Origin of the sequence: Pseudomonas sp. G(2018) (assembly GCF_005502415.1) — a bacterium.
Lineage (GTDB): Bacteria > Pseudomonadota > Gammaproteobacteria > Pseudomonadales > Pseudomonadaceae > Aquipseudomonas.
This window is the reverse complement of record NZ_SCOO01000004.1, coordinates 96,436-123,299: the sequence shown is the minus strand read 5'-3', so window position 1 is coordinate 123,299 and position 26,864 is coordinate 96,436. Positions and strand designations below refer to the sequence as shown.

Sequence of the window (26,864 nt, the reverse complement as noted above, 5' to 3'; positions counted from 1 at the left end):
GCCGGGGTAGATGGTATGGCCGACGAATGGAAAGCGCCCGCCAAGGCGAGCGCAGAAAGCGGTGACGAAAAGAGCTGGAAGCTGTTGGAGAAGACGCTGTTGGCGGGTGTGCAGGAGCAGCGCCGGTCCCGTCGCTGGGGGATTTTCTTCAAGCTGCTGACCTTTGTGTACCTGTTTATTGCGCTGGCACTGTTCTCGCCGTTGATGGACATGGAAAAAGTGGCTGCACGCAGCGGCAACTACACAGCGCTGATCGACGTGAACGGCATGATCGCCGACAAGGAACCGGCCAGCGCGGACAACATCGTTGGCAGTTTGCGGGCTGCTTTTGATGACGAGAAGGTCAAGGGCGTCATTCTGCGTATCAACAGTCCGGGCGGCAGTCCGGTGCAGTCGGGTTATGTCTACGACGAAATCCGCCGTCTGCGTGGATTGCATCCCGATACCAAGTTGTACGCGGTAATTTCCGATCTCGGCGCCTCGGGTGCCTATTACATTGCCAGTGCGGCTGATCAGATCTACGCCGACAAGGCGAGCCTGGTGGGCTCTATCGGTGTGACGGCGGCCGGTTACGGCTTTGTCGGTACCATGGAGAAGCTGGGAGTCGAGCGTCGTACCTATAATTCCGGCGAGCACAAATCGTTTCTCGATCCGTTCCAGCCACAGAAGCCTGAAGAAACCGCCTTCTGGCAAGGGGTGCTGGATACGACCCATAAGCAGTTCATCAACAGCGTCAAGCAGGGTCGTGGCGAACGCCTGAAGGACAAGGAGCATCCGGAGCTGTTCTCCGGGCTGGTCTGGTCCGGCGAGCAGGCATTACCGCTGGGGTTGATCGATGGTCTGGGCAATGCCAGTTATGTTGCGCGGGATGTAATCGGCGAAAAAGAGCTGGTGGACTTCACTGTTCAGGAGTCGCCGTTCGATCGCTTCTCGAAAAAGCTCGGAGCCAGCGTGGCTGAGCATTTGGCGATGTGGATGGGGTTTAACGGTCCATCGTTGCGTTAAAGGTTCGGCTGTAAAAAAGATCGCGGCCTTTGGCAGCTCCTGCAGGTGTACGAATCCCTGTAGGCGCTGCCAAAAGCTGCGATTTTTTGCTTTCAGGGAATCTGTACGCCTTCAGTCAGCAGCATGTCCACCAGGCGAATCAGGGGCAGGCCGATGAGGCTGGTGGCATCAGGGCCTTCAGTGCTCTGGAACAGGCTCACCCCCAGGCCTTCCGCCTTGAAGCTGCCAGCGCAATCGTAGGGTTGTTCTGCGTGCAGATAGCGCTCGACGCGTGCAGTGTCGAGTGTGCGCATGTTCACGGTGAAGGGAATGCAGTCGACCTGGCAACGGCCGGTCCGGCTGTTGAGCAAGGCCAGGCCGGTCAGGAAGGTGACACTGGCGCCGCTGGAGGCCAGCAGCTGCTCACGGGCCTTTTCGAAAGTATGGGGTTTGCCGATGATCCTGTCGCCGAGTACGGCGACCTGGTCGGAACCGATGATCAGATGGGCGTCATGGCTGCTGGTCAGTGCCCGTGCTTTTTCCTCGGCGAGGCGTTTGACCAGGTCAACGGCGGACTCGCCCGGGCGATGACTTTCGTCGATATCCGGCGAGCTGCAGGTGAACGGCAGCTGCAGGCGGGCCAGCAATTCCCGGCGATAGGCCGAGCCGGAAGCGAGTAATAAAGGCAGCATGTGTATCTCCAGAAGGCAGGCGAGGATTCTAGCGGAGGCTTGCAAGTGACGGACAGGGCTGAATTTCCTTTGACATGGGCGGGTGCATCCCTATAATGCTGCGCCTATGTTGAATGACCCGATTCCACCTCACGTTGACCCGCGCAAATTGGCTGACCGTGGCACCACCCTTCAAGGTGAAATGCTGCTGGCCGATTTGGAGAGACTCTGCGACCCGCTTTCCGACAATGTCGGTACGGTGCAGGCTAAATTCGTTTTTGAACGAGATGAACGTAAATCTGTGGTCATCCACAGCTTTATCGACACTGAAGTCAAAATGGTTTGCCAGCGTTGTCTTGAGCTGGTCACCCTGCCGATCCATAGCGAATGCAGTTATGCTGTGGTGAAGGAGGGTGCGAATACCCAGTCGTTGCCGAAAGGTTATGACGTGCTGGAACTGGGCGAAGATCCATTGGATCTGCAGTCACTGATCGAGGAGGAGCTTCTGCTCGCCTTGCCCATTGTGCCTGCTCATCATCCGGAAGAATGCCAGCAGCCGGCGGGAGCAGATGAGCCCGAACCGAGCGAGGACGAGGTAACGCGGTCCAACCCGTTCAGTGTATTGGCGCAGTTAAAGCGTGACCCAAACGTTTAGGAGTTAATCAATTATGGCTGTTCAGCAGAACAAAAAATCCCGCTCTGCCCGTGACATGCGCCGTTCGCACGACGCTCTCGAGGCTAGCACCCTGTCTGTAGAAAAAACCACCGGTGAAGTTCACCTGCGTCACCACGTATCGCCAGAAGGCGTATACCGTGGCCGTAAAGTGATCGACAAGGGCGCTGACGAGTAATCACTTGTCCGCTCAAGTCATCGCGATTGACGCAATGGGCGGGGACTTCGGTCCCCGCAGCATTGTTCAGGCCAGCCTTGCTTGTCTGTCTGCTACACCCTCGCTGCACCTGACCCTTGTCGGTCAACCCTCCCTCCTTGAAGAATTGATCGCTGGCCAATCGGCTGTGGATCGCTCGCGCCTGTCGATTGCGCCGGCGTCCGAAGTCATCACCATGGATGAAAAACCTGCCCAGGCCCTGCGCGGCAAATCCGACTCTTCGATGCGCGTGGCGCTTGAGTTGTTGCGCGACGGCAAGGTCCAGGCTTGTGTCAGTGCCGGTAATACCGGGGCGCTGATGGCGTTGTCTCGATTCGTACTCAAGACCTTGCCGGGAATCGACCGGCCGGCCATGGTCGCGGCGATCCCGACGCAGAAGGGTTATTGCCAGTTGCTCGATCTGGGCGCCAATGTCGATTGCAGTGCCGAGCACCTGTTGCAGTTTGCGGTGATGGGCTCGGTTGCCGCAGAAACCCTGGGTATCGTGCGTCCGCGCGTGGCGTTGCTGAACATCGGTACCGAAGACATCAAGGGCAATCAGCAAGTGAAGCTCGCCGCAACCTTGCTGCAACGTGCTCGTGGTATCAACTACATCGGTTTCGTCGAAGGTGACGGTTTGTACCGTGGTGAGGCGGATGTGGTGGTGTGTGACGGGTTTGTCGGCAACATCCTGCTCAAATCCAGCGAGGGGTTGGCGACCATGATTGCCGGGCGTATCGAAGCGCTATTCAAGAAAAGCCTGCCGTCACGCATGGTCGGCGCGTTAGCCCTGCCGTTGATGAAGCGTCTGCAAGCCGATCTGGCGCCCGCGCGGCATAACGGTGCCAGTTTCCTGGGTTTGCAGGGCATTGTGGTAAAAAGCCACGGTTCTGCCGGGGTGCAGGGGTTTCAGAGTGCAATTTCCCGTGCCTTGATCGAGATACAGGAAAACCTGCCGGAACGCATTCACGGTCGTCTGGAGGATTTGTTGCTTTAGGCGTTTTCGTCGGACAATGCTTAAATGTGACCGCTCAGTTCAATTGGCCATCCAACTGTCAGTTTCTTGCGTCCCCCAGAGCGGGACGTCAACTCTCCGACGACAAGATCATTAGGGGCTTGTTACATGTCTGCTTCCCTCGCATTCGTCTTTCCGGGACAAGGTTCGCAGTCCCTCGGCATGCTGGCCGAGTTGGGCGCGCAACATCCGGTTGTCCTCGAAACATTCAAAGAAGCTTCCGATGCTTTGGGTTACGACCTGTGGGCACTGACCCAGCAAGGGCCGGAAGAGCAACTCAATCAAACCGATAAAACCCAGCCGGCCATTCTGACCGCCTCGATCGCCTTGTGGCGCCTGTGGCTGGCGGAAGGTGGCGCACGCCCGGCTTATGTAGCCGGTCACAGCCTGGGCGAATACAGCGCGCTGGTCGCGGCAGGCAGTCTGAGCCTTGGCGATGCGGTGAAACTGGTCGAGCGTCGTGGTCAGCTGATGCAGGAAGCCGTACCGGCCGGGCAGGGTGGCATGGCCGCCATCCTCGGTCTGGACGATGCTGATGTTCTGGCGGCCTGTGCCGAAGCGGCGCAAGACGAAGTGGTCAGTGCCGTCAACTTCAACTCTCCGGGTCAGGTGGTTATCGCCGGTGCCAAGGCTGCGGTCGAGCGTGCCATCGAAGGCTGCAAGGCTCGTGGTGCCAAGCGCGCCATGCCGCTTCCGGTCAGCGTGCCGTCTCATTGCGAGCTGATGCGTCCGGCCGCCGAGCGTTTCGCTGAATCGATCGCCGCAGTCGACTGGCAGGCACCGCAGATTCCTGTGGTACAGAACGTCAGTGCCGATGTGCCGGCCGATCTGGAAAACCTCAAGCGCGATCTGCTTGAACAGCTTTACAAGCCTGTACGCTGGGTCGAGTCGGTCCAGGCGCTGGCAGCCAAGGGCGCGACCAATCTGGTCGAGTGCGGCCCGGGTAAAGTGCTGGCCGGTCTGAACAAACGTTGCGCCGATGGCGTATCGACTTCCAACCTCAATACCCCAGACGCTTTCGCTGCCGCCCGCGCAGCGCTGGCCTGAATCAGGAGAAACTTGCATGAGTCTGCAAGGTAAAGTTGCATTGGTCACCGGCGCAAGCCGCGGTATCGGCCAGGCTATCGCCCTGGAACTGGGTCGTCAGGGCGCCATCGTTGTTGGCACTGCGACCTCCGCCTCAGGGGCCGAGCGCATTGCCGCCACCCTCAAGGAAAATGGCATTCAAGGCACTGGCCTTGAGCTCAATGTCACCAGCGACGAGTCCGTATCGGCTGTGTTGGCGAGCATTCAGGAGCAGTTCGGTGCTCCGGCGATTCTGGTGAATAATGCTGGCATCACCCGCGATAACCTGATGATGCGCATGAAAGACGACGAATGGTATGACGTCGTCGATACCAACTTGAACAGTCTGTATCGCCTGTCCAAGGGCGTTTTGCGCGGCATGACCAAAGCCCGTTGGGGACGAATTATCAGTATTGGTTCGGTTGTGGGTGCCATGGGCAACGCAGGCCAAGTAAACTATGCCGCCGCCAAGGCTGGTCTGGAAGGTTTCAGCCGTGCGCTGGCGCGTGAAGTCGGTTCGCGTTCGATTACGGTCAACTCGGTAACCCCAGGGTTCATCGACACCGATATGACCCGCGAATTGCCGGAAGCGCAGCGTGAAGCCTTGCAGACGCAGATTCCGCTGGGTCGTCTGGGGCAAGCTCAAGAGATCGCGTCCGTGGTCGCTTTTCTTGCATCCGACGGTGCAGCCTACGTGACCGGGGCTACAATCCCGGTGAACGGCGGGATGTACATGTAAGTTTAAATGTGACGGATTGCTTCAAAAAAATGTCATACGAGCTGTCTAAAATCCGTTATAAAGCTGCAATCTATTTATAGGCAGAGGGTCACCGGGTTTGAGGAGTGAAGCTTTCAGTTGAAAAGCTGAAAAGTCTTTCTATACACTTACCCACTGGCCAGCTGCCTGAATTTGTCCATTAGGAGTGAAAACAAGGTATGAGCACCATCGAAGAGCGCGTCAAGAAAATCGTTGCCGAGCAACTGGGCGTTAAAGAAGAAGAAGTGGTCAACACTGCTTCCTTCGTTGAAGACCTGGGTGCTGACTCCCTTGACACCGTTGAGCTGGTGATGGCTCTGGAAGAGGAATTCGAGACCGAAATCCCTGACGAAGAAGCTGAGAAGATCACTACTGTACAAGCTGCTATCGATTACGTTACTGCCCACCAGGCGTAATAGTTTGTAATCGTTGCTCGCTGTCATGGAAAAAACCGCACTGCCACATGGCGTGCGGTTTTTTCTTTAGGCCTGATGCAAAGTCGTCATTTGAAAAAAGGAGAGTGCTGTGTCGCGTAGACGCGTCGTAGTCACCGGTATGGGTATGTTGTCGCCACTGGGCACGGATGTGCCGAGCAGCTGGCAGGGCATTCTGGCTGGCCGCAGTGGCATTGGTCTGATCGAACACACCGACCTTTCTGCCTATTCCACCCGTTTTGGCGGCTCGGTAAAGGGCTTCAATGTCGAGGAATACCTGTCGGTCAAGGAAGCTCGCAAGCTCGACCTGTTCATTCAGTACGGTCTGGCCGCAGGTTTTCAGGCAGTACGTAACGCCGGTCTGGAAGTTACCGACGCCAACCGTGAGCGCATAGGCGTCGCCATGGGCTCGGGTATTGGCGGTCTGACCAATATCGAAGAAACCAGCCGCACATTGCATGAGACTGGCCCGCGACGGATATCTCCGTTTTTCGTGCCAGGCTCGATCATCAATATGATTTCCGGTTTCCTGTCCATCCACTTGGGTGCACAGGGGCCTAACTACGCCATCGCCACGGCATGTACCACCGGTACACACTGCATCGGCATGGCGGCCCGCAACATCATGTATGACGAAGCCGACATAATGATTGCCGGCGGTGCCGAGATGGCGGCCTGCGGTCTGGGCATGGGCGGCTTCGGTGCCTCCCGCGCACTGTCGACCCGCAACGACGAGCCGACCCGTGCCAGCCGTCCATGGGACAAGGGCCGTGATGGCTTCGTGCTGTCCGATGGCGCTGGTGCCCTGGTTCTGGAAGAACTGGAACACGCCAAGGCCCGCGGCGCGACCATCTATGCCGAGCTGATCGGTTTCGGCACCAGTGGTGACGCCTACCACATGACTTCGCCGCCCGCCGATGGCGCGGGTGCTGCGCGCTGCATCACCAATGCCTTGCGCGATGCCAAGGTCAATGGCGATCAAGTGCAGTACATCAACGCCCACGGTACTTCGACTCCCGCAGGCGACCTCGCCGAAGCCAATGCGATCAAATCGGTGTTTGGCGATCACGCCTACAAGCTGGCGGTCAGTTCGACCAAGTCGATGACCGGTCACCTGCTGGGCGCGGCGGGTGCGGTCGAGGCAATCTTCAGCGTGCTGGCGATCAATAGTCAGGTAGCGCCACCGACCATCAACCTTGATGAGCCGGGCGAAGGCTGTGATCTCGATTTTGTGCCGCACACCGCGCGCAATATGGATATCGATGTGGTCCTGTCCAACTCCTTCGGATTTGGCGGTACCAACGGTTCGCTGGTGTTCCGCCGGTTCGCAGGCTGATGGACAGCTGGGTCGACGGTCAGCCGGCTGACGCGTTGTCGCTGAAGGATCGCGGCCTGGCTTACGGCGATGGTCTGTTCGAGACCATTGCCGTGCGCGGTGGGAAACCGCTGTTGCTGGACCGGCATCTGTCGCGTCTGGCAGAGGGTTGTTCGCGCCTGGCCATCGCTACCGATTCCGGGCTGATCCGCGATGAGCTGTTGGCCTACGCTGCCGCCCTGGGTGAGGGGGTGCTCAAGCTCATTCTTACTCGCGGCGACGGTCTGCGCGGTTATGCCCCAGATCCATCGGCTCAGGCCCGGCGTATCCTGCAAGGCAATCCACCCGCTGCTTATCCCGCGATTCATGCCGAGCAAGGCATTCGCCTATTTCCATGCACGACTCGGCTGTCCAAACAGCCGCTGCTTGCAGGTCTCAAGCATTTGAATCGACTGGAGCAGGTCATCGCCCGCTCCGAGTGGCAAGACACCGAACATGCCGAAGGCTTGATGCTCGATCAGGCCGGTCGGGTGATCGAGGGTGTGTTCAGCAACCTGTTCCTGGTGCGCGATGGCGTACTCGTCACGGCAGACCTCAAGCGCTGTGGCGTGGCGGGGGTGATGCGTGCCGAATTATTGTTTCAAGCCGAGTCACTGGGTATTGCCACGCAAATCACCGATATCACGCTCGAACAGCTGCAATGGGCTGACGAAGTCTTTGTCTGCAACAGCGTGTATGGCGTTTGGCCGGTGCATGCCTATGCCGCACTGAGCTGGCCGGTTGGGCCGCTCACCCGTAAACTCCAAACCATTGCCTGCGCGCTACTGGATGCTTGATACGTGAGACGTAAATTCTTGCTGCTGCTGGAAACCGGACTGGTTCTGGCGGGGCTGATGCTGGGCACTTGCGCCTGGAAAATTCATTCGGCGCTGGTGCAGCCGCTGAACATTGCTCAGGAAGAACTGCTGGAGGTGCCCAAAGGCACCACGCCCAACCGTACCTTCCTGCGACTCGAAGCCGATGGCCTCATCAAGGACGCTTTCTGGCTGCGGGTTTACTGGCGCTTCAACCTGCCTAAACAGCCCCTGCACAGCGGCGAATACCGCATGCTTCCCGGCATGACCGTCGAAGGTCTGATCGACCTGTGGAAGCGTGGGGAAATGGTGCAGTACAGCGTGACCCTGGTCGAAGGCTGGACCTTTCATCAAGTCCGTGCGGCCCTGGCCAAAGAGGAGAAGCTCGAACATACCCTGAACGGTTTGAGCGACACCCAGGTCATGGACAAGCTCGGCCATGCCGGGATTTTCCCTGAGGGGCGATTCTTCCCCGACACCTACCGTTTCGTGCGTGGCATGACCGACGCCGAGTTGCTGAAAACGGCCTACGATCGCCTCGACGAGGTACTCGCCAAGGAATGGAACCAGCGCTCGGCCGACGTGCCGTACACCGAGCCCTACCAGGCGCTGATCATGGCCTCGCTGGTGGAAAAGGAAACCGGCGTGCCACAGGAGCGCGGGCAAATTGCCGGCGTGTTCGTGCGGCGCATGGCGATCGGCATGCTGTTGCAAACCGATCCGACAGTGATCTATGGCCTCGGTGATCGATACAGCGGCAAATTGACCCGCGCCCATCTCAAGGAACCGACGCCTTACAACACCTATGTGATTGCAGGGCTTCCGCCGACCCCGATTGCGATGGTCGGCCGCGAAGCGATTCACGCGGCGCTGAATCCGGTGTCGGGCAACAGCCTCTATTTCGTGGCGCGTGGTGATGGCAGCCATGTGTTCTCCGATGACCTGGACGCTCATAACAACGCCGTGCGAGAGTTCCAACTCAAGCGCCGCGCCGATTATCGCTCCAGCCCGGCGTCGGTCGGTGCGTCCGAGACAGCGCAAACCCCGGTTGAGGAATCTCTGCCTGTGGAAGCTCCGGCTCCGCAATCTCAACCGTCGGAAACTACAGCTCCCGAATCTCAGGCTGAACTGGATCAGGCGCCGATCCCGGCCGCTTCGCCCAATACCGCGCCCGAGGTTCTGCCGCCGGTACAGCCGCAAGAATCCGCGCCTGAACCCGCATCCGCTCCCGAGCCGGAAGCAAACGCACCGCAAAGCCCGCAATGACTCTGACTAAGGACTGCCTGTGACTGGCTTGTTTATTACGCTGGAAGGCCCGGAAGGCGCGGGCAAGAGTACTAATCGCGAATATCTCGCCGAGCGTCTGCGCGCCGCGGGTATCGAGGTGGTGCTGACCCGTGAACCCGGTGGTACGCCTCTGGCCGAGCGCATTCGCGAAGTGTTGCTGGCGCCGGTCGACGAAGTGATGAATCCGGACACCGAGTTGCTGTTGGTGTTCGCTGCGCGCGCCCAGCACCTGGCCGAGGTGATTCGCCCGGCATTGGCCCGTGGTGCCGTGGTGTTGTGCGATCGTTTTACCGATTCGACCTACGCCTACCAGGGCGGTGGTCGCGGATTGTCGCTGGAGCGTATCGCCACGCTGGAAACCTTTGTACAGGGCGATCTGCGTCCCGACCTGACGCTGATCTTCGACTTGCCGGTTGAGGTAGGCCTGGCCCGCGCCAGTGCCCGTGGCCGCCTGGATCGTTTCGAACTCGAAGGCCGGACCTTTTTCGATGCCGTACGCAGTGCCTTCCTCCAGCGCGCGGCCGCGGAGCCGGCGCGTTACGTGCTGATCGATGCTGCGCAACCGCTGGCGCAGGTTCAGCAATCCCTGGATGGCTTGTTGCCGCGTCTGCTGGAGCTGACCCGTGGCTGAAGCCTACCCCTGGCAGGACAGCCTCTGGCAGCAACTGGCAGGCCGTACGCAGCATGCTCACGCCTATTTGCTGCATGGCCCGGCCGGGATCGGCAAGCGGGCGCTGGCCGAGCGTTTGATGGCCAGCCTGCTGTGCCAGCGCCCGACGGCGCAGGATGCCTGTGGCGAATGCAAATCCTGTTTGTTGCTCAAGGCCGGCAGTCACCCCGATAACTACATTCTCGAACCGGAAGAGGCCGACAAGGCGATCAAGGTCGATCAGGTCCGCGATCTGGTAAGCTTCGTGGTTCAAACCGCACAACTGGGCGGTCGCAAAGTGGTGCTGATCGAGCCGGTCGAGTCGATGAACATCAATGCCGCCAACGCCTTGCTCAAAAGTCTTGAAGAGCCGTCCGGCGATACGGTATTGCTGCTGGTCAGCCACCAGCCCAGTCGTCTCTTGCCGACCATCAAGAGCCGCTGCGTGCAGCAGGCTTGTCCGCTGCCGAGCGAGGCCATGAGTCTGACGTGGCTGGCCAGGGCACTGCCGGACTGTTCGGAAGAAGAGCGCATCGAATTGCTGACCCTGGCCGCCGGTTCGCCCTTGGCCGCCGTCAACCTGCACGCCCAGGGCGTGCGCGAGCAACGCGCGCAAGTGGTCGAGGGGGTGAAAAAGTTGCTCAAGCAGCAGCAATCGCCGACGCAACTGGCCGAAGGCTGGAATGCGATTCCGTTGTTGCTGCTGTTCGACTGGTTTTGTGACTGGTCTAGCCTGATCCTTCGCTATCAGCTGACCCAGGATGAAGAAGGGCTCGGGTTGACGGATATGCGCAAAGTCATTCAATACCTGGCACAGAAAACCGGCCAGGACAAAGTCCTGAATATCCAGGACTGGATCCTCGCCCAACGCCAGAAGGTGCTGAGCAAAGCCAACCTCAATCGGGTGTTGCTGCTGGAGGCGCTGCTGGTGCAATGGGCCTCCCTGCCTACCCAGAGGTGACAGTCCGGGCCTAGACTCTGAGTATCAGCAGTGGAGGTCAGCATGAATGAGCCTGTCAGCCTCGCGCCGCGCAACGGCATGTTGTCCCCGCGCGCAGTCGAATCGAAACCTATCTGGCCGGAGCCCTGAAGTCCGACCGTCCCACTCATACGATGTAAGTTGCAGCCCTTTATGCTCGTAGATTCCCATTGTCACCTTGATCGCCTCGACCTCGCCGCCCATGAAGGCTCCCTGGACGCCGCTCTTGATGCGGCGCGCCAGCGCGGGGTAGGGCACTTTCTGTGCATCGGTGTCAGCGCTGACAACGCCGCTGACGTCAAAGCCCTGGCCGAGCGCTATGAGGATGTCGACTGTTCGGTCGGCGTGCATCCTCTGGATGTGCAGCCGGGGGCGGCGCCTGCGCTGGACTGGCTGCTGCATGAGCTCAATCACCCGCGGGTGGTGGCCATCGGTGAAACCGGCCTTGATTACCACTACGAGCCGGAAGCGGCCGAGTTGCAGCAGGAGTCTTTCAGATTGCACCTGCAAGCCGCGCAGCAGACGGGCAAGCCGGTGATCATCCATACCCGTGGCGCCCGCGCCGATACCTTGAACCTGCTGCGTGAAGCGGCGTTGCCCCAGGCGGGCGTGCTGCATTGCTTCACCGAGGACTGGGACATGGCGAAAGCCGCGCTGGACATGGGTTATTACATTTCTCTGTCCGGGATTGTCACGTTCCGCAATGCCGATGCATTGCGTGATGTGGCGAGCAAGGTGCCGGCCGACCGGTTGCTGGTGGAAACCGACTCACCGTATCTGGCCCCGATCCCGTATCGTGGCAAGCCGAACCTGCCGCAGTACGTACGTGAAGTGGCGGAATTTCTGGCAATGTTGCGTGGTGAGCCTTTCGATCGATTTGCCGAGCAGACGACGGAAAATTTCAAGCGTCTATTTCCGTTAGCGCATGTGAAAGGTTAAATCGCAGGCAAAAAAAACCCGGGTTCTGGGGGGTGAATCCGGGTTAAGACCATTAGGAGTAAAACAATGGTACGCGGTCCGTTGGTACCAATATCGGCGCGACACTTGGGGGAGATGCCTCGCCGACATTTCTAGTATTGATCAGTATTTCGCCGAGTCCAGTTTGTCGGCCAAGGTTTTTAAACAAATTTGGAATACGGGCGCTTCAGAAGAGTTCTCATCAACAGGCCACCCTGCAGGAAATACTCAAGAAACATAGATATGGTCGGATGATCCGTGCATTTTTGCGTAATTTAGGCATAATACGCGGCTTCGAATTTTGACCCCTACAGACCTTTTCTTATGCATAAAGAACCTCGTAAGGTCCGTGAGTTTCGTCGCCGCGAGCAAGAAATTCTCGATACCGCGCTCAAGCTGTTCCTCGAACAAGGTGAAGACAGTGTCACCGTCGAGATGATTGCTGATGCCGTCGGTATCGGCAAAGGCACGATCTACAAGCACTTCAAGTCCAAGGCCGAGATCTACCTGCGCCTGATGCTCGATTACGAGCGCGATTTGAACGAGCTGTTGCACTCTGCCGACGTCGACAAGGACAAGGAAGCCCTGTCCCGCGCCTATTTCGAATTCCGCATGCGCGATCCACAGCGTTATCGCCTGTTCGACCGCCTGGAAGAAAAGGTGGTCAAGGGCAATCAGGTGCCGGAGATGATCGAGGAACTGCACAAGATCCGTGCTTCGAACTTCGAACGCCTGACCCTGCTGATCAAGGGCCGGATCAGCGAAGGCAAGCTCGAAGACGTGCCACCTTACTTCCATTACTGCGCATCCTGGGCGCTGGTACACGGTGCCGTGGCGCTGTATCACTCGCCGTTCTGGAGCAATGTGCTGGAAGATCAGGAAGGTTTCTTCCAGTTCCTGATGGACATCGGCGTGCGCATGGGCAACAAGCGCAAACGCGACACCGATACCCCGAGCAGCTGAATCATTCAGCAGTCTGATAGCGCCATTATTTCGCTACATGGCGCAGTACCGCAGGAATATACTCAGGCATGGGACTTGCTAAAACTTGATTTGTGAGTCAAGTTTTAGCGGTCCGAATATTCTTTCGCCGGAGTGATCATGATCGTTGACCGTCAAGGCAGGCGTTTTCGCAATTTGCGAGTCAGTCTGACCTCCGCCTGCAACTACGCCTGTACCTACTGCGTGCCCAACGGCAAGCGGCTGGTGGCTGCGCAGGATGAGTTGTCGGCCGAAGCCATGGCACGCGGTGTGGCCTATCTGATCGAGGCGGCAGGCATCGAGCGCCTGCGCATCACCGGTGGCGAGCCGCTGGTCAGTCCCAAACTCGAAACCTTCATGACAGCGGTCGGGCGGATGGGCTTGCAAGACATCAGCCTGACCACCAACGGTCAATTGCTGGCGAAGAAACTGCCGTTGCTGGTGGACGCCGGTATTCGGCGCATCAACGTTTCCCTCGATACCCTGGACGCCAGCGCATTTCGCGGTATTGCCCGTGGTGGCGATCTGGCGACGGTACTCAACGGCATGGAGCAGGCCCGCGCGGCCGGCATGAAGATCAAGGTCAACATGGTGCCCTTGCGCGGTCAGAACCTCGATCAGGTGATGCCGCTGCTCGATTACTGCCTGGAACGCGGCTATGAGCTGCGCTTTATCGAGCTGATGCGCATGGGCCACCTGGCCAGCGACTCAAACGCCTTCCTGCAGCAGTTCGTCAGCCTTCAGCAATTACTCAGCCTGATCGGCGAGCGCTATGAGTATCTGCAGGCTGATGCGCCGGTGGATGCGACGGCGGTGCGTTATGAAATACCGGGGCAGGGATATTTCGGCGTAATCGCTAATGAAAGCGTGCCTTTCTGCCGTACCTGTTCACGGCTGCGTCTTTCTTCCACGGGATGGCTGCATGGCTGCCTGTCTTCGAGTAACCGCCACTATGTCGGCGATCTGCTGGACAAGCCGCGTCATCAGGCATTGCCGGCGTTGCAAAGGCTGCTGGTCAAAGCCTTGGGCGACAAGCAGGAAGTGGCGTTTTCCGGTGGTGTGACGGTCATGAAAATTATCGGCGGCTGAACCGGCCTCTTCGCGAGCAGGCTCGCTCCCACAGGGTTGGCGCAAATCTTTGTGGGAGCGAGCCTGTTCGCGAAGAGGTCTATGAAATGTTGCTGGTCACAAGCTGGCGCAAAAGCTGCATCCTACGGCCATTCGCCGGTTTTCCGTCACCGGCCTCTGGAGGATAGGATGCGTAGCCTGGTTTTGCTGCTGGCCGTTTTGGCGCTCGGTGGCTGCATGAATGTCAGCGATATGGCCGAAGGGACTCGCTACCATATGAGCGACGCCGGTCTGCTGGATCACAGCGACAGCCGCCGCGTAAATAACCTGCGCATTCAGCCGGATTCGTTCGTCTACATTGCCCAAGGCGCCTTCGTGCCGCCGGGCAGCGCTGTTTACCCGCGTCCCAACGTGATCGCTGAAGTCGCTTTTGACGGTTTTGTTGAATACTTCCCGATGGTCCGCCGCGCGCACACGCCGGAAGGTCTTGACCAGGCCATGAGCGAAGCCCGTGCCGTCGGTGCCCATTACTTGCTCTACACCCGATTCGCCAAGTCCGATGACCGCATCGGCAACTCGGATGAGTGGCTGGATCAGGAAGCCGTGGACCGTCTCGGCATCGACACTGGTGTGATTCAGATCATGCTGATCGAGACCAGCACCCAGTATTTGATTGATACTGCACGTATCAAGAGCCGTGGCGGTTTGCTGACGTTCCACGACGAAAAACCAGAAGACCTGATGGGCCCGCCGCTTGAGCAATATGCTCGTAGTCTGTTGGGGCTCAGCGACCAGTAATCCGAGGAGATCGCCATGAGTGGCCCGCAAAAAGCCAACGACCTGTTGGGGCAAATCCCCAAAACCAAAGGCTTGCCGCCGGTCCACCTGTGGAACCCCGACTTCTGCGGCGATATCGATATGCGTATCGCCCGCGACGGCACCTGGTATTACCTGGGCACACCGATCGGGCGCAAGCCGATGGTCAAGCTGTTCTCTACCATCATTCGCCGCGACGGCGATGATTACTTCCTCATTACTCCGGTCGAGAAGGTCGGCATCAAAGTCGACGACGCGCCCTTTGTGGCCGTTGCGCTGGAGGTTGAAGGCGAGGGCGAGGCGCAAATCCTGCGCTTTACTACCAACGTTGATGAGACCGCCGAGGCGGGTGCCGAGCATCCGATTCGCGTGGTGATTGATCCTGACACACAAGAGCCGGCTCCCTACGTCCACATACGCAGCAATCTCGAAGCGCTGATCCATCGCAATGTGTTCTATCAGTTGGTGGAACTGGCCGTCAGTCGTGAAATCGATGGGCAGCGCTGGCTCGGCGTGTGGAGCGCAGGCGAGTTCTTCCGCATCGGTCTTGAACCCTGACACATAACACTGTGGGAGCGAGCCTGCTCGCGAAGGCGGTGCATCTGGCACATAGATGCCGAATGTGCAGTCGCTCCCACAGTGCATCCGAATTTCCTCAAAATCTATTTGACACCCAATCGTATGATGATTAGCGTGGGTCTCCATAGCGATTGGCTTTGAGGTGTCCATTGTCCAGCAGTTTTCACGCGTCGACGGTCGATTGGCTGGGTTGCTGGATCGCTGCCGGGCAGGTCAAGCCGGGGGAAGCCCTCAAGGTCGAGGCAGATCTGGGTGAACAGCTGGGTGTCAGCCGCACAGTGATCCGCGAGGCCATCAAGACCCTGGTCGCCAAGGGCCTGCTCGAAGTCGGGCCGAAGGTCGGTACGCGGGTGTTGCCGGTTCGGCGCTGGAATCTGTTCGATCCACAGGTCGTGGGCTGGCTGTCACGCAGCGGTCTGCCGGAAAACTTCGTCGATGACTTGCTCGATCTGCGCCGCACCATCGAACCGATGGCGGTGCGCTGGGCCTGCGAGCGCGCGACCGCCCCGCAGGTGGAGGCGATTCTCTTGGCCTGCAACGCCCTCGAACGGGCAGTGGACAGCGGCATCGATTACAACCGGGCCGACCAGTTGTTCCACGAGTGCATCCTCGCCGCCAGCCACAATCAATTCATCGAACAAATGGTCCCAGCCCTCGGTGCGCTGCTGGCAGTGTGTTTTGAAGTGTCTGCCGCCGATCCGGACGAGTTGCGCCGCACGTTGCCTATTCACAAGGACATGGCCGACGCCATTGCCGCCCGGGATACTGCGCGAGCGGTCTGGGCCTGCATGACCCTGATCGATAACGCCGACCTGGCCATCAAGCGCTATTACCCGCAGGTCATGGCCGACAAAAAAACCGGCTGACAACGAAGACCTCTTGCGGGAGCGAGCCTGCCCGCGAAGGGGCCGGCACACTCAACATAGATGTCGACTGATTCACTGCTTTCGCGAGCAGGCTCGCTCCCACAAAAACAAGAACAATGCAGGAGGTTTCATGGAGTGGACCGCGGTTACCGAACACCGGGCACAACTCGGCGAAGGCCCGTTCTGGGATGCCCCGACCCAGGCGCTGTATTGGGTAGACATCGCCGGCAAGCAAGCGCTGCGGCTGATCGGCGCCAACGTGCAGATCTGGCAGATGCCGGAACACGTGTCGGCTTTCATTCCCTGCGCAAGCGGCGATGCGCTGGTGACATTGAGCAGTGGAGTCTATCGACTGGATCTGGACTCACCGGGCCTGGAGCCAAGACTGACATTGCTATGCGTCGCCGACCCGCAGCCGGGCAATCGCGCCAACGAAGCCCGTTGCGATGCCCAGGGCCGGCTCTGGCTCGGCACCATGCAAAACAATATCGGTGAGCAAGGTGAAGACTTGCCCATCGAGCGGCGTTCCGGCGGGCTATTCCGTATTGATCGCGATGCCCGGGTGACGCCGCTGCTCCGTGGCCTGGGTATTCCCAATACGTTGCTGTGGAGCGACGACGCCACGTTCGTGTTTTTCGGCGACAGCCTCGATGGCACGCTGTACCGGCACTTCATTCGTACTGATGGCAGTCTTGAACCCGCTCAGCCCTGGTTTGGCCCGCATGGGCGTGGCGGTCCCGATGGTTCGGCGATGGATGCCGAAGGTTTTATCTGGAATGCCCGATGGGACGGCAGTTGCCTGCTCAGGCTGACACCGGACGGCATAGTCGATCGGGTGATCGAGCTGCCCGTCAGCCGTCCGACCAGTTGTGTGTTTGGCGATCCGGACCTGAAAACCTTGTACATCACCAGCGCCGCCAGTCCGCTCGGTCATCCGCTGGATGGAGCGGTCCTGGCAATTAGCGTCGATGTACCCGGAAAACTCTGTAGTCGATTTGCTGGCTAAATCCCTGTATATGGGATGCAAAATTATATATTGAGATTTTTTGTGGGCCGGGTTTATAGTCGGCACCATCGTTCCACGCTCAGTTACACGCACTCACACTTAAAAAAACAAAACAGGTGAAGTGATGCAGCGATATTTCCCCGCACTCCCCAGTGGAGTCAGCGTTCCAGACCAGCCCTGTGCTGAAACGCTTTCGCGCCTGCCTGTTTTTCCCCAAAGCTTTTTGACCGGACATCCGCAGATGCCCGGTTTTCGTCGTGCTTTTGAACAGGAGTCTTGATCCATGGCTGAACCTCTTTCCTTGCCACCGGTGCCCGAACCGCCCAAGGGCGAGCGCCTGAAAAACAAAGTCGTGCTGTTGACCGGCGCTGCCCAGGGCATCGGCGAGGCGATTGTCGCGACCTTCGCTTCGCAGCAAGCCAAGCTGATCATCAGCGATATTCAGGCCGAGAAAGTTGAAAAAGTCGCGGCTCACTGGCGGGACAAGGGCGCCGATGTCGTGGCGATCAAGGCCGACGTATCGCAGCAGCAGGATCTGCAGGCCATGGCCAGACTGGCGGTGGAGCGTCACGGCCGGATCGATGTGCTGGTCAACTGCGCCGGGGTCAACGTGTTCCGCGATCCGCTGGAAATGACCGAAGAAGACTGGCGTCGCTGCTTCGCCATCGACCTTGATGGCGCCTGGTACGGTTGCAAGGCGGTGTTGCCGCAGATGATCGAACAGGGCATCGGCAGCATCATCAACATCGCTTCTATCCATTCCAGCCACATCATTCCGGGCTGCTTTCCGTACCCGGTGGCCAAGCACGGACTGCTCGGCCTGACCCGCGCCCTGGGCATCGAATATGCGCCGAAGGGTATTCGCGTCAACGCCATCGCACCGGGCTACATCGAAACCCAACTGAACGTCGACTACTGGAACGGTTTTGCCGACCCCCATGCCGAGCGTCAACGTGCGTTTGATCTGCACCCGCCGCGCCGCATCGGTCAGCCGATCGAAGTGGCGATGACCGCAGTGTTCCTGGCCAGCGATGAAGCGCCGTTTATCAATGCTTCGTGCATCACCATCGATGGTGGGCGCTCGGTGATGTACCACGACTGAATGAGCGGGATTTCAGGCGCACAACTACGCTTGAAATCCAATCATCATACGATATGACTATTGGCAGTACGGTTTCACCGCCTTAAAGAACGCTTTCGAAGAATGCTCACAAAAATAACAAGGAGTCAGCTTATGAATCGTCGTCATGCAATCCGTTCCCTGTGCTGTGCCGCTTTGGCGGTCAGCGCGGTCAGCCTCAGCAGCACGTTGCTGGCGGCCGAGGAAGTGAAAATCGGTTTTCTGGTCAAGCAAGCGGAAGAGCCCTGGTTCCAGACCGAATGGGCGTTCGCCGAAAAAGCCGGGAAGGACAAGGGCTTCACCCTGATCAAGATCGCTGTACCGGACGGCGAAAAAACCCTGTCGGCCATCGATAGCCTGGCGGCCAACGGCGCCAAAGGGTTTGTGATCTGCCCGCCGGATGTATCCCTGGGCCCGGCCATCATGGCCAAGGCCAAGCTCAACGGTTTGAAAGTGATTGCTGTCGATGACCGCTTCGTCGACGCCAGCGGCAAGTTCATGGAAGACGTTCCGTATCTGGGCATGGCCGCCTTCGAAGTTGGCCAGAAACAAGGCAGTGCCATGGCCGCCGAAGCGAAAAAACGCGGCTGGGAATGGAAAGACACCTACGCGGTCATCAACACCTACAACGAACTCGATACCGGCAAGAAACGCACCGACGGTTCGGTCAAGGCGCTGGAAGATGCCGGCATGCCAAAGGATCACATCCTGTTCTCGGCCCTCAAAACCCTCGACGTGCCGGGCAGCATGGATGCCACCAACTCGGCGCTGGTGAAACTGCCGGGTGCGGCGAAGAACCTGATCATCGGCGGCATGAACGACAACACCGTGCTGGGCGGCGTGCGCGCCACCGAGAGCGCCGGTTTCGCGGCGAAGAACGTGATCGGTATCGGCATCAACGGCACCGACGCCATTGGCGAACTGAAGAAACCCGACAGCGGCTTCTACGGCTCGATGCTGCCGAGCCCGCACATCGAGGGCTATAACACCGCCAGCATGATGTACGAGTGGATTACCACCGGCAAAGAACCGGCGAAATACACCGCCATGGACGACGTGACGCTGATCACCCGCGACAACTTCAAGCAGGAACTGGAAAAGATCGGCCTGTGGAACTGAGGGCCGGTTGATTTCATCGGCGGCCTCGGAAACGGGGCCGCCTGATCTGTGTGATGAGGTGGTTATGCGCGCGCAAACACGAGTACAAAAACAGACTGCAGGCGGCTGCTTGCGCTTCAACGGGATAGGCAAGACTTTTCCCGGCGTGAAGGCCTTGGACAATATCAACTTCGTCGCCCATCCGGGGCAGGTTCATGCCTTGATGGGCGAGAATGGCGCTGGCAAATCAACGCTGCTGAAAATCCTCGGTGGCGCCTATATCCCGAGCAGCGGCACGTTGCAGATCGGCGAGCAAACGATGGATTTCAAGTCTACGGCCGACAGCATTGGCAGCGGCGTAGCGGTGATCCATCAGGAGTTGCACCTGGTCCCGGAAATGACCGTGGCGGAAAACCTGTTCCTGGGTCACCTGCCGGCCAGTTTCGGACTGATCAATCGCCGCACTTTGCGTCAGCAAGCATTGGCCTGCCTCAAAGGCCTGGCGGACGAGATTGATCCGCAGGAGAAAGTCGGACGCTTGTCCCTCGGGCAACGGCAACTGGTGGAAATTGCCAAGGCCTTGTCCCGTGGTGCCCATGTGATTGCCTTCGATGAGCCCACCAGCAGCCTTTCGGCGCGGGAAATCGATCGCTTGATGGCGATCATCGGTCGCCTGCGCGACGAAGGCAAAGTGGTGCTGTATGTCTCCCATCGCATGGAAGAAGTGTTCCGTATCTGCGACGCGGTGACGGTGTTCAAGGACGGCCGATACGTGCGCACCTTCGAAGACATGAGCGAGCTGACCCACGATCAATTGGTCACGTGCATGGTCGGCCGCGACATCCAGGACATTTACGATTATCGCCCGCGTCCGCGAGGCGCGGTGGCGTTGAAGGTCGATGGCCTGCTGGGGCCGGGTTTGCGGGAACCGGTGAGTTTCGAGGCGCACAAAGGCGAGATTCTCGGGTTGTTCGGTCTGGTCGGCGCCGGTCGCACGGAGCTGTTTCGCCTGCTCAGCGGTCTGGAGCGCAACACTGCCGGACGCCTTGAGTTGCGTGGTCATGAGCTGAAACTGCGCTCACCTCGCGATGCCATCGCCGCCGGCATTCTGCTGTGTCCGGAAGATCGCAAGAAGGAGGGCATTATCCCGCTGGCCAGCGTCGCCGAGAACATCAACATCAGCGCCCGCGGTGCCCACTCCGGCCTCGGCTGCCTGATCCGCGGGATCTGGGAAAAGGACAACGCCGACAAGCAGATCAAGGCACTGAAAGTGAAGACGCCTCACGCCGGGCAACAGATCAAGTTCCTGTCCGGTGGCAATCAGCAGAAGGCGATTCTCGGTCGCTGGCTGTCGATGCCGATGAAAGTCTTGCTGCTCGACGAGCCCACCCGTGGCATCGACATCGGCGCCAAGGCCGAGATCTACCAGATCATCCACAACCTGGCCGCCAGTGGTATCGCGGTGATCGTGGTGTCCAGCGACCTGATGGAAGTGATGGGCATTTCCGACCGCATCCTGGTGCTGTGCGAAGGCGCGATGCGCGGCGAACTGGGCCGCGAACAGGCCAATGAATCCAACCTGCTGCAACTGGCTTTGCCGCGCCAACGCGCTGACGGCGTGGCGAACTGAGAGGTGACTATGATGACAACCCAAAACGAAACCCTGCCCACTGCACGCAAACCCCTGGACCTGCGGCGCTTTCTCGATGACTGGGTGATGCTGCTGGCGGCCGTCGGGATCTTCGTGCTCTGCACCTTGCTGATCGACAACTTCCTTTCGCCGTTGAACATGCGCGGCCTGGGCTTGGCGATTTCCACCACGGGGATTGCCGCGTGCACCATGTTGTATTGCCTGGCGTCCGGACATTTCGACTTGTCGGTGGGTTCAGTGATTGCCTGCGCCGGCGTGGTCGCGGCAGTGGTGATGCGCGACACCGACAGCGTGTTCCTCGGCGTCAGCGCGGCACTGGTAATGGGGCTGATCGTCGGTTTGATCAACGGCATCGTGATTGCCAAATTGCGGGTCAACGCGTTGATTACCACCCTGGCGACTATGCAGATCGTGCGCGGCCTGGCTTACATCTTCGCCAACGGCAAAGCGGTGGGCGTGTCCCAGGAATCGTTCTTCGTGTTCGGCAATGGCCAGTTGTTCGGCGTGCCGGTGCCGATCCTGATCACCATCGTCTGCTTCCTGTTCTTCGGCTGGTTGCTCAACTACACCACCTACGGGCGCAACACCATGGCCATCGGCGGCAACCAGGAAGCGGCGCTGCTGGCGGGGGTCAACGTTGACCGGACCAAGATCATCATCTTCGCTGTGCACGGGTTGATCGGTGCGCTGGCCGGGGTGATCCTGGCGTCGCGCATGACCTCGGGCCAACCCATGATCGGCCAGGGTTTCGAGCTGACGGTGATTTCGGCCTGCGTGTTGGGCGGGGTGTCCTTGAGCGGCGGGATCGGCATGATCCGGCACGTGATTGCCGGGGTGTTGATTCTGGCGATCATCGAGAACGCGATGAACCTGAAGAACATCGATACGTTTTACCAGTATGTGATTCGGGGTTCGATTTTGTTGCTGGCTGTCGTCATCGATCGCCTCAAGCAACGCTGACCTCTATCCCTTGTGGGAGCGAGCCTGCTCGCGAAAGCGGCGGGTCTGACACTTTGATGTCGGATGTGCCGACGTCTTCGCGAGCAGGCTCGCTCTCACATTGGTTACTACCCAAACAACACTCCTTCCGTCATTGCCCCCAAATATCCCTTGCCCGCCACAACCCGTTTCGGGTATCAATTTGTACATGATTAGACAGGTACGATTCGACAAGAAACAACGGGTGGTCGACGAACTCATCCGGCGCATTGAAAGCGGTCTCATGGAAGACGGCTTTCATCTGCCGGGCGAGCATCAGTTGGCTCAAGAATTCAAAGTCAGCCGAGGTACATTGCGTGAAGCCCTGGCCGAATTGAAACGGCGCAACTACATCGCGACGCAAAGCGGGGTGGGTTCCATCGTCACGTTCGACGGTGTGGCACTCGACCAGCGCAGCGGCTGGGCCCAGGCCCTGGCCGACAGCGGCGCGCTGGTCAATACCGAAGTGCTGCGGCTGGAGGCGGTGACCCGTCCTGACCTGCTGTCGCGTTTCGGCACCGACCAATTCATCACCCTCGACCGCCGCCGCCGCTCCAACGACGGCACGCTGGTTTCCCTCGAACGCTCATTGATGCCCGCTACTGGAGGCCTGGAAGGCCTGCCGCGGGTCGGTTTGATTGATAACTCCCTGACCATCACCCTGGCCGCCTACGGCTATATCGGTGAACGCGGCGATCAATGGATCGGCGCCGAACCGTTGAACGCCGAAGACGCTGAGCTGTTGGGGCGTCCGGTCGGCACCGTATTCCTCAAGGCCCTGCGCACTACCTACGACCGGCAAAACCGCTTCATGGAGCAGGTCGAAAGCTTGCTCGACCCTGTGCATTTCCGTATGCACCTGCAATTTGGAACGATGAAATGACGGCGCTCAATCGTGCCCTGGGCGCGTTCTACGGTCTGGCCCTGGGCGATGCACTGGGCATGCCGACCCAATCCCTGAGCCGTGCCGAGATCAAGATGCGCTTCGGCGAAATCATCGATCTGCAAGACGCGGGTCCTCTACAACCAATCGCCGCCAACATGCCTAAAGGCTCGATCACTGATGACACCGAACAGGCGATCCTGGTCGGTCAGTTATTGCTCGACGGCAAGGGCCGGATCGAACCGGCGCTGCTCGCCCAACGACTGATCGAGTGGGAAGCCGAAATGCAGGCCAAGGGCTCGCAGGATCTGCTCGGCCCCTCGACCAAACGCGCCATCGAAATGATTCTCGCCGGGCATTCGGCGGAAGAGGCGGGGCGCTACGGCACCACCAATGGCGCGGCGATGCGCATCACCCCGGTGGGGATTGCCGCGGATGTCGCCGATCCTGAGCATTTCATCGCGGCCGTGGTGCAGGCCTGTCAGGTCACCCACAACACCACGCTGGGCATTTCCAGTGCGGCGGCGGTGGCGGCGGTGGTCTCGGCCGGGATCAACGGTCTGGACCTGGGCGAGGCGTTGAACCTCGGCCAGCAAATCGCCCAGCAAGCGGAAAGCCATGGCCACTGGGTTGCCGGCGGACGTATCGCTTCGCGCATCAGTTGGGCGCGGACCATCAGCGTCGACAACGACAAGGCGATGCTCGCCGATTTGTTATACGACGTGATCGGCACCTCGGTGGCTTCGCAAGAATCGGTGGTGGTGTCGTTTGCCCTGGCCCAGCAAGTGGCCATCGGCGAAATGAATGCCTTCGAAGCACTGTGCATGGCGGCGAGCCTGGGTGGCGACACCGATACCATCGCGGCGATTCTTGGGGCGATGCTTGGGGCTTGTCTAGGGCTTGAGAGTTGGCCGGTGGCGTTGATCGATAAGGTCAAAGCGGTTAATGATCTGGCGCTTGAGCCGCTGGTGCAGGGGTTGTTGGCCTTGCGCTGACTGGACTGGCCACTTCGCGAGCAGGCTCGCCCCACACTGGATCTGTGAGTGACATAAATCCCCCTGTGGGAGCGAGCCTGCTCGCGAACGCCACGCCGCCGATTCAATTTGATAACCCGCAATGGAACGCACCAACACAGCCAGGATGGCCGGGATGTTGTGTCGATTTCCCTAATTGCCCACAAACACAAAAATGGCAACAGGAGCATTTTCATGAGTTCATCGAACGCCGGGCAGAGTGCCGGGCAATTGGAAACCCGCGGCATCGAACCGGTGCCGGAAGCCGAGTGCAATGGTCATCCGTTGCAGCTGTTCTGGGTCTGGTTCGCAGCCAACATTTCCATCCTCGGCCTGCCGCTGGGCGCGACACTTGTGGCGTTTCGCGGGCTGGCGATCTGGCAGGCGATCATCGTTGCCATCCTCGGTGCCGCCGGTTCTTTCGCAGTGGTCGGGATCATTTCCATCGCCGGCCGCCGTGGCCGTGCACCAAGCCTGACCCTGTCCCGCGCGATCTTTGGTGTGCGCGGCAATATCGGTCCGACCCTGGTGTCGCTGATGTCGCGCCTGGGCTGGGAAACCGTCAACACCACTACAGCCGCATTCGTGCTGCTGTCGCTGTGTTCGATTCTGTTCGGCTCGCCGGTTGAAGCGAAAAGCGCGCCGGTACTGACGCTGGTGTTCATCGCAATTTTCGTGCTCCTGACCTTGTCGGTGTCCGGCCTCGGTCACGCGACATTGCTGGTGATCCAGAGATGGGCGACCTACGTGTTCGGCGCGCTGAACATTCTGGTCGGCGGCTTCCTCTGCGCCACCATCGACTGGAGTGCGGTATTTAACGCCACGCCAGCACCCATGAGCGCGATGATCATCGGCATCGGCACCATGGCGGCCGGCACCGGGATCGGTTGGGCCAACGCCGGTGCGGACATGTCGCGCTATCAGCACCGCAGTGTCAAAGCCGTGCGCCTGGTGACATCGGCGGCATTCGGCGCGGGGATTCCGCTGGTACTGTTGATCACCCTCGGCGGCCTGTTGTCGGTGGGCAACAACGACCTGGCCCAGGCCACCGATCCGATCATCGCCATCCGTGACATGCTGCCGACCTGGATGGCCGTGCCGTACCTGATCACCGCGTTCGGCGGCCTGTTGCTGTCGAACAATCTGTCGGTGTACTCCGCCGGCCTGACCACCTTGACCCTCGGCCTGAAGGTCAAACGCGTCTACGCCGTGGTGGTGGACATCGTCGCGATCTTCGCCGGTTCCATCTACTTCATGCTGATCGCCGACAGCTTCTACGGCCCGTTCATTACCTTCATTTCCCTGTTGGCGGTGCCAATCACCGCGTGGGTCGGGATCTTCGTGGTCGACCTGATTCACCGTCACTATTACAGCCCCAAGGATCTGCTGGACGTCAGCCCGAGCAGCGCCTACTGGTATCGCGGTGGCGTCGAGTGGCGAGCGTTCAGTGCCTGGGTGGTGGCGATCGTGCTGGGTTTCAGCTTCACCACCATCGGCACCACGGCAGAAAACGTCTGGTTCAAGGGCTTCCTGTCCGACTCGTGGCTGGGGCATAACGGCCTGGGCTGGATCGTGACCTTTGTGGTCGCCGGTGGCCTGTATTTTGTACTCGGCGGGGCGAAGGATCGTCGCGCTGCGCTGGTCGAGAATGCTCATGCCTAAGATGCTGTACACCGGCCAGGTCATCATCGACCTGGTCATGGCGGTGGATCAATTGCCGCAAGCGGGTGGCGATGCGCTGGCGCAATCGGCCAGTTTCGAAGCCGGTGGCGGCTTCAACGTGATGGCCGCCGCGCAGCGTAATGGCTTGCCGGTGGTCTACCTCGGTCGACACGGCACCGGGCGTTTCGGCGACCTGGCCCGCGCAGCGATGCTGACCGAAGGTATCTACATCGGCATCGCCCATCCCGCCGAACGCGATACCGGCTTGTGCGTAGCCATCACGGACGCTTCGGCCGAACGCAGCTTCGTGTCCTACATCGGTGCCGAGGGCGAGTTGACTGCCGAAGACCTGGCCAGCGTGCCGGTGGAGGCGGGTGATTATGTCTGCGTCAGCGGCTATAGCCTGCTGCATGTGGGCAAGGCGCAGGCGCTGGTGGACTTCGTGCTGACGCTGCCAGACGACATTCACGTGGTATTCGACCCCGGCCCGCTGGTGGACTCGCCGGATGCACCATTGATGAAGTCGTTACTGCCGCGCATTGATATCTGGACCAGCAACAGCGTCGAAGCCCTGCGTTTTACCGGGGCGTCGGATATCGATGAAGCGCTGCATCGCCTGGCCGAGCTTCTTCCGGCGAAAGTTTTGATGGTGGTGCGTGACGGGCCGCAAGGGTGCTGGATCAACCAAGGTTCCGAGCGTCGGCATGTGCCGGGCTTCCAGGTTGAAGCGGTGGACAGCAATGGCGCCGGAGATGCCCACGCCGGGGTGTTTGTGGCGGGACTGGCACAAGGGTTGTCGGCACTGGATGCGGCGCGTCGGGCGAATGCGGCGGCGGCATTGGCGGTGACTCGGTGGGGGCCGGCGACTTCGCCGGGGACTGCTGAAGTTGATGAGTTCATCAGTAAGGCAGTTGACGGCTGATCCATCGCATTCGCGAGCAGGCTCGCTCCCACAGGGGATCTGTGAACGACACAAATCCCCTGTGGGAGCGAGCCTGCTCGCGAAGGGGCCCTAATATTCAATACATAAATCAAACATCCAGCTTGCGTGCCGCTTCAACCCCGGCGGCGCTGAGTTTGATCGGCAGGTTCAGCGAGTGCTCGCCGGATTCGTTGCACTGCACGTTGCCGTGCTGAATCAGTCCGCGCTCCTGCAGTATGGCGAGGGTACTGGCAACGACTTTCTCCCCCCGGTAATTGTCCAGGACCTCCTTGCCCAAACCACTTGGGTGGGCGTGCAACAGGCGGGTCAGGACTTCTTTTTCCAGGTTTTTATCGACGTTCATGGTTACCTCTTCATTACGATG

General features: G+C 59.5%; 30 protein-coding genes and 1 pseudogene. 28 read left to right on the top strand and 3 right to left on the bottom strand.

The window, feature by feature from the left end; genetic code table 11:
* Positions 1 to 15 precede the first annotated feature (15 nt).
* Positions 16 to 1,005, top strand: a complete 990-nt coding sequence (locus tag FFS64_RS05615) for a S49 family peptidase (RefSeq protein WP_137804536.1) — start codon at positions 16 to 18, stop codon at positions 1,003 to 1,005.
* 92 nt (positions 1,006 to 1,097) lie between these two features.
* Here the strand turns inward: FFS64_RS05615 and FFS64_RS05610 are convergent, their stop codons facing one another.
* Positions 1,098 to 1,676, bottom strand: a complete 579-nt coding sequence (locus tag FFS64_RS05610; protein WP_137804535.1) for a nucleoside triphosphate pyrophosphatase — start codon at positions 1,674 to 1,676, stop codon at positions 1,098 to 1,100.
* A 106-nt stretch (positions 1,677 to 1,782) separates the two neighbouring features.
* Between FFS64_RS05610 and FFS64_RS05605 the strand changes: the two genes are divergently transcribed.
* The 19 genes and pseudogenes from FFS64_RS05605 (at position 1,783) to FFS64_RS05510 (ending at position 17,152) form a co-directional block, all read left to right on the top strand.
* The gene (locus FFS64_RS05605; RefSeq protein WP_007942001.1) at positions 1,783 to 2,310 is read left to right on the top strand and encodes a YceD family protein; all 528 of its coding nucleotides are present in this window, start codon (positions 1,783 to 1,785) and stop codon (positions 2,308 to 2,310) included.
* 13 nt (positions 2,311 to 2,323) lie between these two features.
* Positions 2,324 to 2,506, top strand: coding sequence for a 50S ribosomal protein L32 (rpmF, locus tag FFS64_RS05600; protein WP_003179396.1), 183 nt, complete (start codon positions 2,324 to 2,326; stop codon positions 2,504 to 2,506).
* A gap of 4 nt (positions 2,507 to 2,510) precedes the next feature.
* On the top strand, positions 2,511 to 3,521 hold the full coding sequence (gene plsX, locus FFS64_RS05595; RefSeq protein ID WP_137804534.1) for a phosphate acyltransferase PlsX: 1,011 nt from the start codon (positions 2,511 to 2,513) through the stop codon (positions 3,519 to 3,521).
* 126 nt (positions 3,522 to 3,647) lie between these two features.
* On the top strand, positions 3,648 to 4,586 hold the full coding sequence (fabD, locus tag FFS64_RS05590) for an ACP S-malonyltransferase (protein WP_137804533.1): 939 nt from the start codon (positions 3,648 to 3,650) through the stop codon (positions 4,584 to 4,586).
* A gap of 16 nt (positions 4,587 to 4,602) precedes the next feature.
* Positions 4,603 to 5,343 (top strand): 3-oxoacyl-ACP reductase FabG, encoded by a 741-nt coding sequence (fabG, locus tag FFS64_RS05585; protein WP_096512916.1) that lies wholly within the window; start codon positions 4,603 to 4,605, stop codon positions 5,341 to 5,343.
* Between the two features lie 197 nt (positions 5,344 to 5,540).
* Positions 5,541 to 5,777, top strand: a complete 237-nt coding sequence (acpP, locus tag FFS64_RS05580) for an acyl carrier protein (RefSeq protein WP_007987170.1) — start codon at positions 5,541 to 5,543, stop codon at positions 5,775 to 5,777.
* A gap of 109 nt (positions 5,778 to 5,886) precedes the next feature.
* Complete coding sequence (gene fabF, locus FFS64_RS05575) at positions 5,887 to 7,131, top strand: beta-ketoacyl-ACP synthase II (RefSeq protein WP_137804532.1); 1,245 nt, start codon at positions 5,887 to 5,889, stop codon at positions 7,129 to 7,131.
* Positions 7,131 to 7,946 carry an aminodeoxychorismate lyase gene (gene pabC, locus FFS64_RS05570; protein ID WP_137804531.1) on the top strand — a complete coding sequence of 272 codons (816 nt, stop codon included), beginning with the start codon at positions 7,131 to 7,133 and terminating at the stop codon, positions 7,944 to 7,946. Before fabF ends, pabC begins: the two co-directional genes overlap by 1 nt.
* 3 nt (positions 7,947 to 7,949) lie before the next feature.
* Positions 7,950 to 9,230: an endolytic transglycosylase MltG gene (gene mltG, locus FFS64_RS05565; protein ID WP_137804530.1), complete on the top strand. Its 1,281-nt coding sequence runs from the start codon at positions 7,950 to 7,952 to the stop codon at positions 9,228 to 9,230.
* 19 nt (positions 9,231 to 9,249) lie between these two features.
* A complete protein-coding gene (gene tmk / locus FFS64_RS05560; RefSeq protein WP_137804529.1) occupies positions 9,250 to 9,882 on the top strand; it encodes a dTMP kinase in 633 nt (210 codons plus the stop codon).
* Positions 9,875 to 10,861: a DNA polymerase III subunit delta' gene (locus FFS64_RS05555; protein ID WP_137804528.1), complete on the top strand. Its 987-nt coding sequence runs from the start codon at positions 9,875 to 9,877 to the stop codon at positions 10,859 to 10,861. The genes tmk and FFS64_RS05555 overlap by 8 nt, the downstream gene beginning before the upstream one ends.
* Positions 10,862 to 10,950: 89 nt before the next feature.
* Positions 10,951 to 11,019: pseudogene (locus FFS64_RS05550) on the top strand (pilus assembly protein PilZ); the annotation flags it as partial.
* 13 nt (positions 11,020 to 11,032) lie between these two features.
* A complete protein-coding gene (locus FFS64_RS05545) occupies positions 11,033 to 11,818 on the top strand; it encodes a TatD family hydrolase (RefSeq protein WP_137804527.1) in 786 nt (261 codons plus the stop codon).
* Positions 11,819 to 12,160: 342 nt separating this feature from the next.
* The gene (locus tag FFS64_RS05540; RefSeq protein WP_034149949.1) at positions 12,161 to 12,799 is read left to right on the top strand and encodes a TetR/AcrR family transcriptional regulator; all 639 of its coding nucleotides are present in this window, start codon (positions 12,161 to 12,163) and stop codon (positions 12,797 to 12,799) included.
* A 138-nt stretch (positions 12,800 to 12,937) separates the two neighbouring features.
* A complete protein-coding gene (locus tag FFS64_RS05535) occupies positions 12,938 to 13,906 on the top strand; it encodes a GTP 3',8-cyclase MoaA (protein WP_137804526.1) in 969 nt (322 codons plus the stop codon).
* Between the two features lie 168 nt (positions 13,907 to 14,074).
* Positions 14,075 to 14,683, top strand: a complete 609-nt coding sequence (locus tag FFS64_RS05530) for a DUF4823 domain-containing protein (RefSeq protein ID WP_137804525.1) — start codon at positions 14,075 to 14,077, stop codon at positions 14,681 to 14,683.
* A 15-nt stretch (positions 14,684 to 14,698) separates the two neighbouring features.
* A complete protein-coding gene (locus FFS64_RS05525) occupies positions 14,699 to 15,259 on the top strand; it encodes a DUF1285 domain-containing protein (RefSeq protein WP_137804524.1) in 561 nt (186 codons plus the stop codon).
* A 170-nt stretch (positions 15,260 to 15,429) separates the two neighbouring features.
* Positions 15,430 to 16,146, top strand: a complete 717-nt coding sequence (locus FFS64_RS05520; protein ID WP_137804523.1) for a FadR/GntR family transcriptional regulator — start codon at positions 15,430 to 15,432, stop codon at positions 16,144 to 16,146.
* Positions 16,147 to 16,276: 130 nt separating this feature from the next.
* Positions 16,277 to 17,152, top strand: coding sequence for an SMP-30/gluconolactonase/LRE family protein (locus FFS64_RS05510; protein ID WP_137804521.1), 876 nt, complete (start codon positions 16,277 to 16,279; stop codon positions 17,150 to 17,152).
* Between the two features lie 99 nt (positions 17,153 to 17,251).
* Here FFS64_RS05510 and FFS64_RS05505 read toward each other — a convergent pair whose 3' ends face one another.
* Entirely contained in the window at positions 17,252 to 17,437 is a 186-nt protein-coding gene (locus FFS64_RS05505; RefSeq protein WP_137804520.1) for a hypothetical protein, read from the bottom strand.
* Here FFS64_RS05505 and FFS64_RS05500 point away from each other — a divergent pair.
* From FFS64_RS05500 to FFS64_RS05465, 8 genes are all read left to right on the top strand, one after another.
* Complete coding sequence (locus FFS64_RS05500) at positions 17,436 to 18,254, top strand: SDR family oxidoreductase (protein WP_137804519.1); 819 nt, start codon at positions 17,436 to 17,438, stop codon at positions 18,252 to 18,254. The genes FFS64_RS05505 and FFS64_RS05500 overlap by 2 nt on opposite strands.
* 132 nt (positions 18,255 to 18,386) lie before the next feature.
* Positions 18,387 to 19,391, top strand: a complete 1,005-nt coding sequence (locus FFS64_RS05495; RefSeq protein WP_095195583.1) for a substrate-binding domain-containing protein — start codon at positions 18,387 to 18,389, stop codon at positions 19,389 to 19,391.
* 64 nt (positions 19,392 to 19,455) lie between these two features.
* Entirely contained in the window at positions 19,456 to 21,000 is a 1,545-nt protein-coding gene (gene araG / locus FFS64_RS05490; RefSeq protein WP_137804518.1) for an L-arabinose ABC transporter ATP-binding protein AraG, read from the top strand.
* Positions 21,001 to 21,012: 12 nt separating this feature from the next.
* Entirely contained in the window at positions 21,013 to 21,981 is a 969-nt protein-coding gene (gene araH, locus FFS64_RS05485) for an L-arabinose ABC transporter permease AraH (protein WP_095195599.1), read from the top strand.
* 187 nt (positions 21,982 to 22,168) lie between these two features.
* Positions 22,169 to 22,882: a GntR family transcriptional regulator gene (locus FFS64_RS05480; RefSeq protein WP_095195586.1), complete on the top strand. Its 714-nt coding sequence runs from the start codon at positions 22,169 to 22,171 to the stop codon at positions 22,880 to 22,882.
* Entirely contained in the window at positions 22,879 to 23,877 is a 999-nt protein-coding gene (locus FFS64_RS05475; RefSeq protein WP_137804517.1) for an ADP-ribosylglycohydrolase family protein, read from the top strand. Before FFS64_RS05480 ends, FFS64_RS05475 begins: the two co-directional genes overlap by 4 nt.
* A gap of 213 nt (positions 23,878 to 24,090) precedes the next feature.
* Positions 24,091 to 25,557 (top strand): cytosine permease, encoded by a 1,467-nt coding sequence (locus tag FFS64_RS05470; RefSeq protein ID WP_137804516.1) that lies wholly within the window; start codon positions 24,091 to 24,093, stop codon positions 25,555 to 25,557.
* Positions 25,550 to 26,479 (top strand): PfkB family carbohydrate kinase, encoded by a 930-nt coding sequence (locus FFS64_RS05465; RefSeq protein ID WP_137804515.1) that lies wholly within the window; start codon positions 25,550 to 25,552, stop codon positions 26,477 to 26,479. Before FFS64_RS05470 ends, FFS64_RS05465 begins: the two co-directional genes overlap by 8 nt.
* A gap of 109 nt (positions 26,480 to 26,588) precedes the next feature.
* Here FFS64_RS05465 and FFS64_RS05460 read toward each other — a convergent pair whose 3' ends face one another.
* A complete protein-coding gene (locus tag FFS64_RS05460; protein ID WP_137804514.1) occupies positions 26,589 to 26,843 on the bottom strand; it encodes a hypothetical protein in 255 nt (84 codons plus the stop codon).
* Positions 26,844 to 26,864 lie beyond the last annotated feature (21 nt).